The 12,395-nt window shown below is 71.4% G+C and carries 12 protein-coding genes; 6 read left to right on the top strand and 6 right to left on the bottom strand.

All coding sequences use genetic code 11. From position 1 onward, the window contains the following. Positions 1–210: 210 nt before the first annotated feature. Both C2L58_RS17785 and C2L58_RS17780 read left to right on the top strand, forming a co-directional pair. The gene (locus C2L58_RS17785) at positions 211–687 is read left to right on the top strand and encodes an MmpS family transport accessory protein (RefSeq protein WP_103338703.1); all 477 of its coding nucleotides are present in this window, start codon (positions 211–213) and stop codon (positions 685–687) included. Positions 688–704: 17 nt separating this feature from the next. Further along, positions 705–1,448, top strand: coding sequence for an ABC transporter permease (locus C2L58_RS17780; protein WP_103338702.1), 744 nt, complete (start codon positions 705–707; stop codon positions 1,446–1,448). Here C2L58_RS17780 and C2L58_RS17775 read toward each other — a convergent pair. From C2L58_RS17775 to C2L58_RS17765, 3 genes are all read right to left on the bottom strand, one after another. Continuing rightward, positions 1,432–2,118, bottom strand: coding sequence for a histidine phosphatase family protein (locus tag C2L58_RS17775; RefSeq protein ID WP_103338701.1), 687 nt, complete (start codon positions 2,116–2,118; stop codon positions 1,432–1,434). The two genes, C2L58_RS17780 and C2L58_RS17775, sit on opposite strands and share 17 nt — an antisense overlap. Positions 2,119–2,182: 64 nt before the next feature. Next, on the bottom strand, positions 2,183–4,066 hold the full coding sequence (locus C2L58_RS17770) for a Na+/H+ antiporter (protein ID WP_233225778.1): 1,884 nt from the start codon (positions 4,064–4,066) through the stop codon (positions 2,183–2,185). A 10-nt stretch (positions 4,067–4,076) separates the two neighbouring features. Next, positions 4,077–4,508, bottom strand: a complete 432-nt coding sequence (locus C2L58_RS17765) for a nuclear transport factor 2 family protein (RefSeq protein ID WP_103338699.1) — start codon at positions 4,506–4,508, stop codon at positions 4,077–4,079. A gap of 73 nt (positions 4,509–4,581) precedes the next feature. On the opposite strand from C2L58_RS17765, the gene C2L58_RS17760 reads away from it, so the two are divergent. Beyond that, positions 4,582–5,967, top strand: a complete 1,386-nt coding sequence (locus C2L58_RS17760; protein ID WP_103338698.1) for a carboxylesterase/lipase family protein — start codon at positions 4,582–4,584, stop codon at positions 5,965–5,967. A 256-nt stretch (positions 5,968–6,223) separates the two neighbouring features. Further along, positions 6,224–6,853 carry a hypothetical protein gene (locus C2L58_RS17755; RefSeq protein WP_146073619.1) on the top strand — a complete coding sequence of 210 codons (630 nt, stop codon included), beginning with the start codon at positions 6,224–6,226 and terminating at the stop codon, positions 6,851–6,853. 70 nt (positions 6,854–6,923) lie between these two features. Here C2L58_RS17755 and C2L58_RS17750 read toward each other — a convergent pair whose 3' ends face one another. The 3 genes from C2L58_RS17750 to rnhA form a co-directional block, all read right to left on the bottom strand. Continuing rightward, entirely contained in the window at positions 6,924–10,001 is a 3,078-nt protein-coding gene (locus tag C2L58_RS17750; protein WP_199191317.1) for a glycosyl hydrolase 2 galactose-binding domain-containing protein, read from the bottom strand. A 295-nt stretch (positions 10,002–10,296) separates the two neighbouring features. Continuing rightward, the gene (locus C2L58_RS17745; RefSeq protein WP_103338695.1) at positions 10,297–10,677 is read right to left on the bottom strand and encodes a YchJ family protein; all 381 of its coding nucleotides are present in this window, start codon (positions 10,675–10,677) and stop codon (positions 10,297–10,299) included. Positions 10,678–10,709: 32 nt separating this feature from the next. Continuing rightward, the gene (gene rnhA / locus C2L58_RS17740; RefSeq protein WP_103338694.1) at positions 10,710–11,171 is read right to left on the bottom strand and encodes a ribonuclease HI; all 462 of its coding nucleotides are present in this window, start codon (positions 11,169–11,171) and stop codon (positions 10,710–10,712) included. Positions 11,172–11,245: 74 nt separating this feature from the next. On the opposite strand from rnhA, the gene C2L58_RS17735 reads away from it, so the two are divergent. Further along, positions 11,246–11,950 (top strand): Crp/Fnr family transcriptional regulator, encoded by a 705-nt coding sequence (locus C2L58_RS17735; protein ID WP_103338693.1) that lies wholly within the window; start codon positions 11,246–11,248, stop codon positions 11,948–11,950. Between the two features lie 33 nt (positions 11,951–11,983). Beyond that, the gene (locus C2L58_RS48675) at positions 11,984–12,229 is read left to right on the top strand and encodes a hypothetical protein (protein ID WP_146073618.1); all 246 of its coding nucleotides are present in this window, start codon (positions 11,984–11,986) and stop codon (positions 12,227–12,229) included. The last annotated feature ends 166 nt before the right edge of the window (positions 12,230–12,395 follow it).

Here is a 12,395-nt window from a genome sequence, read left to right as displayed (position 1 = left end):
GCCACGTCACGCAGCACCGCCGGTGCTGCCGCCTCTTCGTACACACCCCGATCATCCCCCTCGGGTCCGACAAAATCCGGCGCCTCGGGAGACCCCCGTCCGGGTGAACATCGAACTTCCCGCGAAGAGCTGCTAACACGCCGTCAGGTCACGGCGAGATATAGGTCGACGCACTCGACGGAAGTGCGCGCGACGAGAGAAGACCTCTCCATGGGCGTTCCCACCGCGACCCGGCCCCGGCGCGACTGCGCCGGGCGGGCTCGGTCGGCCGGCAGCTTCGTCGTCGTCCTGGGGGTGCTCGCCGCGGCCTTCGCGGTGACCGCCTACGTCGTGCCCCGGTCCGCGCGCGGACCCGGCCAGCAAGAGCCCGCCGGCGCACCCGTCGTCGACCCGGCCGCGGTCCGGACCGTCGACCACAGCGTCGTCTACGAACTGCTCGGCGCGCACGGCGCCCGCAACGTCACCTACGCCGCCGCGGGGTCGGTGCTGACCCAGCACGCCGAGGTCGCGACGCCGTGGTCCACGCGGTTCACCCGGGTCGGCCCGGCCGGCCGCACCGAGTTCTACAGCCTCGCCGCCCGCAATCCCGGGCCCGGCGCGCTGCGGTGCCGGATCGTCGTCGACGGCGTCGTCGTCGCCGAAAAAACCGAGACCGAACCGGACCGCCTCTTCAGCTGCGCCGTCTGACCGGCAGGATCGGCGGCGTGAACGCCGCGATCACCTTCGGCCCCGCCCTGGTGGCGGTGCTCGTCCTGCTCGCCCTCGCCGGTGCGGCCGTCGTCCGGGCCGGCGGCCTCGGCGACGGGCGCGCGGTGCTGATCGCCGCCGCCCGCGCGGTCGTCCAGCTCGCCGCCGTGTCGCTCGTGATCACCGCCGTCCTGCGCTCGGTGCCGCTCACCGGCCTCTTCGTGCTGCTGATGTTCGGGATCGCAGCGGTGACGTCGGCGCGCCGCGCCGGCACCTGGAAGAACCTCCCGTGGGCGGCCCTGGCCATCGCCGCCGGCGTCGTGCCCGTGCTCGCGCTGGTCCTCGGCGCCGGCGTCGTCCCGCCGAAGCCGATCGCCGTCGTGCCGATCGCCGGCATCGTGATCGGTGGCGCCATGACCGCGACGTCGCAGGCCGCCCGCCGCGCCCTCGACGAGCTCAAGGCCCGGCACGGCGAATACGAAGCCGCGCTGGCGCTGGGGTTCCTGCCGCGCCCGGCCGCGCTGGAGATCTGCCGCCCGTCGGCCGGGCACGCGCTCATCCCGGCGCTCGACCAGACCCGCACGGTCGGCCTGGTGACGCTCCCCGGCGCCTACGTCGGCGTCCTGCTCGGCGGCGCGGGCCCGATCCAGGCCGGGCTGACGCAGGTGCTCGTGCTGATCGGGCTGCTGGCCGCGGAAGCCGTCTCGATCCTGGTGACCGTCCAGCTCGTCGCGGCGGGGAAGCTCAGCCGAGCGGCGTAGCCAGGTGGGCGGTGTCGTTGAAGCGCCGCACGATCCAGTGGTCGCCGTGCAGCACCAGGTGCGAAATCGACCCGTTGTCGGCACCGAGGAACGCGAACCGCTCGACCGAGCGGCCGGCCTGGGCGAACACCTCGCCGATCACGCCGCCGTGGGTGAACACCGCGACGCGCTGGTCCGGGTGGGCGGCCGCGATGCGGGTGAGCGCGCCGCGCAGACGGGCGCCGAACGCCTCGTCGGACTCCGCGCCCGGGATCACGTCCCAGCGCTGCTCGGCCCACAGCCGGTCGACGATCGGGTGGCCGTCGGCCGTGTACTTCCGGAACAGGCCGTTCTCCCAGTCGCCCAGGTGGATCTCGCGCAGATCCGGCTCGACGACCGGGGTCAGGCCCAGCTTTTCCGCCAGCGGTGCGGCGGTCTGCACCGTGCGGCGCAGCGTCGTCACGTAGATCGCGTCGATCCGTTCTCCGGCCAGCCGCTCGCCGACGCGCTGGGCGTGGTCCCGGCCCTCCGGGGCGAGGTCCGGGTCGGCTTGGCCGTCGACCAGCTCGAACGGGTCGTCGCCGCGGGCGGGGGCCGATTCGCCGTGCCGGACCAGGAAGATCTCCGTCGCGCCCGGGGGCGGGCTGAAGCGGTGCTGGCGGTACTCGATCTCCTGCTCGGGCGTGCTCATGCCGGAGACGGTACCGCGGCGCGAAGCGCCTCCGTTGACGGCGGCGGTGGGGAGGAAGGCGGAGCTAGCCGAGTTGCTTGTCCACGAAACACCATCGCCACGTCTCGCCCGGTTCGAAGCTGCGCATGACCGGATGGCGGGATTCGTGGAAGTGCCGGGTCGCGTGGCGGCGCGGCGAGGAGTCGCAGCAAGCGACGTTGCCGCACTTCAGGCACATGCGCAGGTGCACCCACGTCGTGCCCTCGGCGAGGCAGGCCGCACAGCTGTCGGCCGAGCTGGGCTCCTTGTCGGCCCAGTCGTGGGCCAGGTGCTTGCACGACCCCGCCGTCGCGGCCGGGGTGCGCAGTTCGCGGCCCTCGATGTCGGGCTCGGCCTCGTCCCGGTCGAGCATGGACTCCTCGATGTCCAGCCGCTCCAGGACCCGGCGCAGGACCTCGTCGTCGGCGCTGCCGCTGTCGCGGGCCTTGAGGAACTGGTCGCGCTCCACCTCCAGCAGCGTTAGCCGCAGCCGCCGGTAGGCGTCGCTCGGGGTCTCGGCCAGCGCGCTCTGCCGGCCGAGCTGCTCCCACGCCGAGTCGGCGCGGTGCTGCAGGCGGTCGCGCAGGCGCTGGATGATCTCCGGCGGGTCGTCGGGCCGCCGGATCTCCTCCAGCTTCTCCAGCGCGGCCCGGGTCATGTCGTGCAGGACGGCCGCCTCCTGCAGCGCGTCCTCCGCGGGGTCCGGCCGCGGCAGCCGCAGCCGCCGGATCAGCGGCGGCAACGTCATGCCCTGCACGGCCAGGGTGCCGGCCACGACGACGAACGCCGCGAGCACCAGCACGGCCCGCTGCGGGGTGTCCGCGGGCAGCACGAACGCCGCCGCGAGCGTCACCACCCCGCGCATGCCCGCCCACGCGATGACGGCGGAGTAGCGCCACGGCCAGATCTTCGGCTGCGCTTTCTTCGGGAGCAGCCGCCGTTTGACGCGCTTCACCAGGCCGATCCCGGCCATCCACAGCACCCGGGTGAGGATGGTCGCGCCGAGCACGGCGACGCAGATCCAGGTGAGCGTCATCAGCGACAGCCCGCTGTCGCCGACCTCGGCGAGGATCCGCCGCAGCTGCAGGCCGATCAGCAGGAAGACCAGGTTCTCCAGCAGGAACTGGATGGTCTGCCAGTTCAGCCGGGACGCCAGCCGCGTCGAACCCGACAGGATCTGCGGCGCCTTGTGCCCGAGGATGAGCCCGGCGATCACCACCGCGAGCACGCCGGAGCCGTGGATCGCCTCGGCCGGGATGTAGGCGATGAACGGCACGGCGAACGACAGCGCGGTGTCGAGCACCGGCTCGTCCATCCGGGCGCGGATGAACGCGGCCACGAAGCCGACGACCAGGCCGACCACGGCCCCGCCGATGGCCGCGCGGAAGAAGTCCGCGCCGACCTGCCAGAGACTGACCGAGCCGGCCAGCGCGGCGATGGCGGTGCGGAGGGTGACCAGCGCGGCGGCGTCGTTGAAGAGGCTCTCGCCCTCCAGGAGCCGGATCAGCTTGCGGGGCATCCCGACCCGGCGGGCGACGACACTGGCGGCGACCGCGTCCGGCGGCGCGATGACCGCGCCGAGCGCGATGCCGCCGGCCAGCGGGAGCCCGGGGATCACCGCCCAGGCGACCAGGCCGACGCCGAGCGCGGTGAACACGACGAGCCCGACCGACATCAGCCCGATCGCCCCGCGGTTCTTCCGGAAGTCGACCAGCGACGTCTGGATGGCCGCCGAGTACAGCAGCGGGGGCAGCAGGCCGACCAGCACGACCTCGGGGTCGAGGTGGACCTCGGGCACGCCGGGGAGGTACGAGCCGGCGACGCCGACGACGATCAGGCACAGCGGGGCGGACCAGTCCAGCCGCCGCGCCACCGCGCTGACGACGAGGACGGTCACGACCAGCGCCACTATCTCTGCCGCTATGTGCACGGGGTAATCATCACCCCGGCGCCGTGGCGGGCGTCACCGGGCCAGCTCCGCCGAGCACCTCCGCGATGAGCTGGGTGTCCATGTACTCGGTGATCTCGCGGATCCGGCCGTCCTCGACGCGGAAGACGAAGCAGTACTTGTTGTCGTAGCGCCCGCCGGCCTTGGTCGCGACGCTGCCCTGCGTCTCGACCACGACGACGTCGTCTTCGGCGACGAACCGGCTCGCCGTGCTGGTGTAGGTGCCGTCGAACTGCGCGCCCAGTGGGCCGAGCAGGTCGCGGCGGACCGAGTCCTTGCCGCTGAAGCGGCCGGACCAGCTGTTGTGCCCGCTGACCGTCCAGGTGACGTCGTCGGCCATCGCGGCGATGAGCGGCCGGATGTCGCCGGTCGCCCAGGCGTCGAACGCCGTCTTCAGGAGCTGCTTGTTTTCGGCCGCGCTCATGGTTCCCTCCCGGTGTGTGCGCCCCAGTCAACACGCTGGAGCGCCCTCCAGGGCAAGTCCCTAGGCTGGACGCGTGACGACGGTGGAGATCGCGGCCGGCGCCCTGCGCGGGTCCGGACGGGACGACGTGCGGACGTTCCTCGGGGTGCCCTACGCCGAGCCGCCGGTGGGGGAGCTGCGGTTCCGCGCGCCGCGCCCGGCGCCGCCGTGGCCGGGTGTCCGGGACGCCACCCGGTGGGCGCCGCGCGCGCCGCAGCCCGCACTGACCGGGCGCGGTTTCACCGGTGACGAGGACTGTCTGTACCTGAACGTCTACGCGCCCGCCTCGCCCGGCTCGTACCCGGTGCTGGTGTGGATCCACGGCGGAGGCGGCGTGCTGGGCGCGCCGCACCAGTTCGACGCCTCCGCGTACGCGCGGCGAGGTGTCGTCGTCGTCACCGTCGCCTACCGGCTCGGCGTGCTCGGGATGCTGCACCTGCCCGGTGTCGCCGACTCGAATCTTTCGCTGCGTGACCAGGTCGCCGCGCTCGAATGGGTGCGGGACAACATCGCCGCGTTCGGGGGCGATCCGGGCCGGGTGACGCTGGCCGGGCAGTCCAACGGCGGCCGCACGGTCGGGACGCTGCTGGCCGTGCCCGCCACCCGCGGCCTGGTCCACCAGGCGATCGTGCAGAGCGGCACCGGCGTCGGCTCGGTCGTGCACACACCGGACGAAGGCGCGGCGGTCGCTTCGGCGGTCCTCGCGGACCTGGACGCGTCGCCGGACGACTTGTCGACGTTGCCGGTGACGCGGATCCTCGAGGCACAGCAACGGGTTTCGGCGGTGTCGGGCACCAAGGTGACCTACCGCGTGGTCGTCGGCGACGAGCTGCTTCCCCAATCACCGCTCGAAGGTGTGCGCGAGGTCCCGCTGCTGATCGGCACGACAGCCGACGAGGAGGACCTGTTCAGCTGGCTGCAGTCCGGGGGCGCGAAGCTGCTGGGCGTCGGCTCGACGATGCTGGACGCGCCCGCGATCGAGAAGGCCGTCGCACTGTATAACGACCTATTCGACGGGCCGGAGGACCAGCTCCGCAACCGCGTGCTGACGGCGGGGGACTGGTGGATCCCGGCGATCCGGTTCGCCGAAGCGCAGCCGGACGCCTGGATGTACCGGCTCGACTGGCGCATCGCCCCGCGCGGCCGCGGCTTGGGCGCGGTGCACGGGCTCGACCTGCCCCTGATGTTCGACGACATCCGCAACCGCAACTGGCGCTTCCTGTTCGCGGGCCGCCCGTTCCCGGCGGAGCGGATGCAGGCGGTGGCGACGGAGATGTTCGAGGCTTGGGTCCGCTTCGTGGCCACCGGCGACCCGGGCTGGCCGCGCTACACGACGGCGGACCGGGTGACGCGCCTCTTCGACGACGTCTCGACGACGGTGTCCGACCCGGACCGCGAGCAGCGCCTGCTCTGGAATTGAGCCGGGGCGGGCGCGCTCCGGGTGTAGCAGAAGGACGACTGGCGGCGACTTACTCCCCGTCACCGATGCCTACGGAACCGGAGGCGGCTGGATGAGCTCAGGGCGAGACAGAGGACCGAGCGACTCGTCGCGACTGACGGAGGAGCGACGGCTCGAGCATCGTCGCAGGCGACGGCACACTCCGCCCGGCGGAGGCGACGGACCGGATCAGCCGAAAGCTGATCGGCGGCGTGGTCCGATCGACATCCAACGGGCCTTGCTGAGACGGGTCCAAGACCATCTGAAGGGCGATCCGGAAGCCGCAGGCATCGCCGCGGCCCTTTCGCACACCGGTGCTGTGGTACAGCTCCCGATACCCGTCCGGATCTGGCTCGAAGACGAGTCCGGCAGCGCCGATGTTCAGGAAGCCGTCAAGAGCCTGCTGGCTGCGCAGGGGTTCGCGGTCGTTCGCGCCTACCCTGCGCAGCAGGGGTCCTGGCGTCGCTCGTTCGTCTTCCGGCTGCGCCGGGCCGGTTCTTCGGAAGAAATGCGTCGGCGGTTCGAGAAGATCGAACGCGGGATCGAGCTCCAGCTCCTCGCCAAGAACCAAGCGCAGGTCGACCGAGCCCAGGGAGACGCCGTGGCGAAATTGCTCGTCGCCCTGGAGGCTTCACCGACGGCCTTGGTGCAGATCGGGTCGGTCCTGATCGTCAAGATCGACGGTGTTCCGCTGGTTCGCAACCTCACGCAGTCGGAGATCGCCATGCTCGATCGCGACCCGTCTCTGCTCGACAATCCTCGTTCGGTCTTGTGCGCGCTCAGCGATGCGGCCGCCGTGCCGGAGGGACCCGAGGCAGGGCAGCTGGCCAAGCTGAAGAGCCGGGACCCTCGACCGGAAGCCGGCTGACCACAGGCGTTCGAAAAGCAAAAAGGCCTCCTTACCGGCTACCAGCGCCGGTAAGGAGGCCTTCCCGGACCTAGACGGTGATCTTGTCGACGTTCGGGCCGCCGTTGGCGGTCGTCGCGGTCGCCTTGATCTTGTTCGTCCCGGCGGTCAGGGTCACCGGGATCGTGACCGTCTGCCAGGCGTCCCAGTTCCCCGTGCCGCCGAAGGCCACCGCGGACGCCACCCTCGTGCCGTTCACCGTGATGTCCATCGGGCGGTTCGTCGTGGTGCCGTTGGCGAACCGCAGGACGACGTTCGCCGCACCCGCCGTGGCCGCCGGCACGGAGAACTCCACCGCGCTGCCGACCGCGTTGTCGTAGTTGACGAACCCGGTGCCCGTGAAGCCCGTGTGGTTGGACTCCGTGACGCCGCTGGTGATCGTCGCGTCCTCGGCCTGGTAGTCCACCGGGTCACCGGGCCCGGGGCCGGCCGTGCCGTCCGCCGGGATCGTCTTCGTGCCGGTGTTCCAGCCCGCGACCCGCACGGACGGCTTGGTGCCCTTGAGGTCCGCGGTCCGGTACGTCGCCGTCAGCGTGGTCGACTCGCCGGGCCAGAGGCTGACCTGGTTGTCGGTCCACCGCACCGGCAGCACCGGTGCGCCCGCCGCGCCGACCACGTGCGCGTCGACGAAGAACGCCGGGATCTTGCCGGTCGTGGTGTTCTTCAGCGTCACCTTGGTCGTCGTGGTGCCGTCGGCGCCGGCCGTCGAGGAAGCGTTCGCGTCGACCGTGGCCGAACCCAGCGAGTTCAGCCCCGAAAGGTCCGCGTACGACGTCGTCGGCGTGCAGTACCAGTCGCTGTTGCCCCAGTCGAGGGTGTCGGCCTTGGTGGACAGCCAGTACACGTTCCGGCTGACCTCCTTGCCCGCCGAATCGGTCAGGACCAGCTTCGCCAGGTACGTCGTCGACAGCCCGCTCACCGAGCCGATGGTCAGCGCGGTCGTCTTCGCCCCGTCACCGCCCACGGAAACCGCCTTGGACTGGGTGAACTTCTCCGTCCCGTCGAGGTTGTACAGCTTCACGGACGCGGTGAGGCCCGACGCCGCGTCGTGGTTGTGGTTGACCACCACGACCGACTTGGTGTCGTACGAGTACTGGATGTGCAGCGGCTCGTTCGCCTTCTTGGCCCCGAAGTACGAGCCGTTCTGGTCGAGGTAGGCGTCGAACAGCTGCCAGTGCAGCGACGTCCAGCCGCTGTTGAGCATCCAGTAGATGATCCCGGTCGCCGGGTTCGAGCTGTCGCTGAAGTTGCGCGAGTGCGACTCGAACTCGGCGCGGACGTTCTCGTACTGCGCCAGCTGCGCCTTGCGGACGAAGTCGTCGAGGCTCGCCGGCTTGCCGTAGCGGCCGGTGAGCGCGTTGCCGAACAGCTTGAGGTTGGCGAACGTCGACGACGAAGACCGGTGGTACTGCGCGGCCGACGGGTTCTTCCACAGCGTGTCCAGCTCACCGGACGACAGCATCCGCTTGAGCGTGTCCATGGTCGGGATGTCCGGCCCGGCACTGGTCTCGGAGTTGAAGCCCCATGCACCGCCGAGGTCGCTGTGCGCCTTGTCGTACCAGTAGTTCGGCGGGACGTAGTCGTACGGGCCGTTCATCTTCATGCCCGAAGACCCGAGCTGCGGCGACGACTTCGCCGACGCGGCCGGGACCACCGGGGTGGGCCAGTCCGCGGCGCTGAGCGCGTCGAGGTAGTTCTTCTCGATCGTCGCGTCGGGCGCGAAGTCGCTGCCGATCAGGAACGAGATGACGCTCGGGTGGTCGCGCAGCCGCTCGGCCTCCGCGGTCATCGACGCCTTCGCGACCGGGTAGTCCGCGGCCGTCCACGGGTCACCCTTCTCGTCGCCGTTGACCTGGCCCTCCCACTTGTCGCAGCACTCCCAGCCGGGCAGCGTCAGCACGCCCATCCGGTCGGCGAGGTCGAAGAACTCGTCCGGCTCGATGTGCCCTTCCAGGCGCACGGTGTTGAGCCCGAGGTCCTTGACGTAGGCGAGCTTGTCCGCCGCGTACTGCTCGTTCCAGCGCAGGAACAGGTCCGGCGAGTAGCCGCCGCCCTTGATCAGCAGCGGGCGCCCGTTGATCGTGTACGCCCGGCCGCCGCCGGCGTTCTTGTTCGCCGTCACCTGGCGGACGCCGAAGCTCGAGTGCGAGGAGTCCGACGCCGTCCCGCCGACGGCCGCGGTCAGGTCGAGGTCGTAGAGCGGCTGCCCGCCCATCCCGGCCGGCCACCAGACCTGCGGGTTGTCGATCCCGGCCACCGGGAACGTCACGGTCTTCTTCTCCTTGGCCGCCAGCGAGACGGTCTGGCTGATCGCGCGCCCGGCGACCGTGCCGGAGACCGTCGTGCTGACCGCGGCGGCCGAGTCGTTGCGGACGTCGGCCTTCACGGTCAGGTCGGCGTGGCTCAGCCCGGTCAGCTTCGTGACGACGTGGCCGCCGCGCAGCGCCACCGGACCGCTGCGCCGGACGAGGACGTCCCGCACGATGCCCATGTTCTGGTCCGGCGGGGTCTGCGCCCAGTCGATCCAGCCCATCGAGAGGTCCTTGTTCGGGTCGTTCGGGTAGATCTTGAACGCGACGCTGTTCGTGCCCGCCTTCACCAGCGCGGTGATGTCGAGGTCGTGGCGGGTGTAGGCGCCGTTGACCTGCGTCTTGTCGGCGACACGCGTCCCGTTGACCCAGACGTCGGCCTTCGACAGGACGCCGCTGAAGTCGAGGTACGTGCGCTGGGAGGTGTCGGCGACCGTCAGGTCGGTGCGGTACCACCACGGGACCTGGAAGTCCGCGGTCGGCACGTTCTTCATGTTGGTCGAGTAGAACGGGTCGGCGTACTTGCCGTTGGCCAGCAGGCCCGCGTAGACGGTCGAACGCGGGCCGACCGGGTACCAGCCGGCGGTGTTGTAGCCGGGCTTGGAGACCGCGGAGTCGTCGCTGACCTGCGCGGACGTCTGGATCAGGAAGCCGGGGACCGCGGTCGCCGGGGCCGCGGCCGCGACCACCGCTCGCACCGGTTCCTGTCCGGTCGCGGCCGGGACGGTCGCCCCGGTCACCGCGACGGCCAGCACCGCCGCCGCGAGGAGAGTCCGGGTTCTTCTCTGCCGATAGCTCACTAGCGCGCCTCCTAGGCACCCACGGCGGCGGGGGACAGCGGACCATCGTTAGGGAACTTTCCTAACAATTGGGCACGATGGTAGCGGCCCGGTCACGCCGAGAACAGAGGCCGTTCGTCAGACACGGGCGGCCTGCCCCGCCGTGGCGGGGTGCAGGGCCAGCAGGAGTGGCCGGGAATCGTCCTCTCAAAGCCGGTGCGGGGTGTTTCGCTGAGCGGGACACCCGGCCGGCGCGGCGGGTCAGTTTCCCGTCGCTGCCCTGCTCAGCACGCTGGCGGCCTGCACCGCACGGCGTTCACGCTTCCGCGTCGAGGTAGACCCAGTGGCCGTCCTCGCGGCGGAAGCGGCTGTTCTCTTCGAGGAACCCGTCCCGGCCTCGGTGGCGGTAGTGCGCCCGGAACTCGACGGTGCCCTCGGCGTGTAGCAGGCCCCCGCCGGTGCGGCCGAGGATCTCGAGCCGCGTCCACTCCTGGCCGGGGTCGAGGCGCAGCTGCCGCGGCCGCGTGCCCGGGTGCCAGGTGCGCAGCAGGTACGCGGTGTCGCCGACGGCGAAGGCGCTGAACCGCGAGCGCATCAGCAGTTCGGCGGTGGGAGCGGTGAGGCCGCCGCCGTGGAAGCGGCCGCAGCAGTCGGCGTAGGACTCGGCGAGGCCGCACGGGCACGGAGCGGGAGGCACCGGGGAATTCTCCCACGACCGTCCACTCCGGACTAATCCGCGTTGACCGGCTTCCCGCTCTCCCGGGCCTCCTGGACACCGCGCACCGCGAGCCGGTCCGCTCGCTCGTTCTCCGGGTGTCCCGCGTGGCCCTTGACCCACAGCCACTCGACCGTGTGCCCGCCGATCGCCGCGTCGAGGCGTTGCCAGAGGTCCGCGTTCTTCACCGGGGCGCGCGCCGCCGTCTGCCAGCCGTTGCTCTTCCAGCGGGGGAGCCACTGCGTGATGCCGTTGCGCACGTACGTGCTGTCCGTGTACACGCGCACCTGCGACGGCCGGGTCAAGCTCTCCAGCGCCCGGATCGGTGCCGTCAGCTCCATGCGGTTGTTCGTCGTCGGCGTGGCTTCGCCGCCGTACAGCTCGCGCTCGTGCCTGCCGTAGCGCAGCACCGCGCCCCAGCCGCCCGGTCCGGGGTTCCCGCTGCACGCGCCGTCGGTGTAGATCTCCACGTCCACGCGGCGACCCTACCGGTCGCGGTGGTCGCCGAAGGCCGCCACGCCGGGTTACGGTGGGCAGCCGGAGGGGAGCCATGAGCGGGCAAGACGACACGGCGGACGGGGCACTCCTGGCCTACCTCGCCGACACCGATCGCGAATACCTGCTCGCCCGCGGCACCCGCCGCCGGTTCCGCGCGAACGACGTCGTGCTCATGGAGGGCGACCCGTCCGACCACGTCCACGTGCTGGTTTCCGGCTGGGTGCGCGTCTCCACGATCGTCGAGGACGGCCGCGAGGTGCTCTTCGGGCTGCGCGGCCCCGGCGAGGTGCTGGGCGACCTCGCCGCGGTCACCGGGCGGCCGCGGTCGGCGTCGGTGCGTGCGATCGAACCCTGCACCGTCTTCCAGCTCACCGGCGCCGAGTTCCTCGACGTCCTGCTCGCCCGGCCCGCGATCGCCATCGCGACGATCAAGACGGTCGCGGCCCGGCTGCGGCACGCCGAGTCCGCGCGGATCGACGCCGCCGCCTTCGACGTCAGCCGGCGCGTGGCGGTGGTCCTGGTCCGGCTGGCCGAGGAGCGCGGCCGGACCGCGCCGGAAGGCGTCGTCGTCGACGCGCTGTCGCAGGAGGACATCGCCGCGCAGATCGGCGCGGCCCGGCGTACTGTCGCGCGGGCGCTGCGCGTGCTGCGGGAGCGCGGGATCGTCGAGACCGGCCGTCGCCGGTTCCTCATCCGCCAGCTCCGCGTCCTGCGTGCCTTCGCCCACTCTGAGCCAAACGGCACACAACTCCCGTGACAGCGGACATCTGAGGGACGCCGCCGTCGCGCGATGCTGGAATCCGGCCGGAAAGAATGCGATGCCAACCGGCCGGATTTCCATTTCGAACGAGGTCGGGGAGCCCGTGTCGTGAACGTCTACTGCAGGATTTTGACCCTGGTGAAATCGGTCTTCGCCGCGTTCGTGGTCGGCGCCGTCGCGGGTTTCGCGGTGGCCGCCGGAAACGCGACGGAGCCGGCCGCGCCGACGTTCCACGGCTCCGCGCCGCTTTCCGCCTCGGCCTGGGTACAGCGATGAGGAGGTGTGTCTGATGGAGAGTCACTCGATCTGGGCCTTGATCTTCGGGGCGAACTGACCCGCGGTGACACCCGGCCGGCCGGCTCGTGGGGGGCCGGCCGGCCGGGCTTTCCCGGAATGCCGATGTCCGGAATTCGTCCTGCTTTCGTGGAACGGGAATGGTAAC

The sequence above is a fragment of the Amycolatopsis sp. CA-126428 genome, from assembly GCF_002904335.1.
Classification (GTDB): Bacteria; Actinomycetota; Actinomycetes; order Mycobacteriales; family Pseudonocardiaceae; genus Amycolatopsis.
Note: the sequence above shows the minus strand (reverse complement) of the source record. Positions and strands in the feature narration are given on the sequence as shown.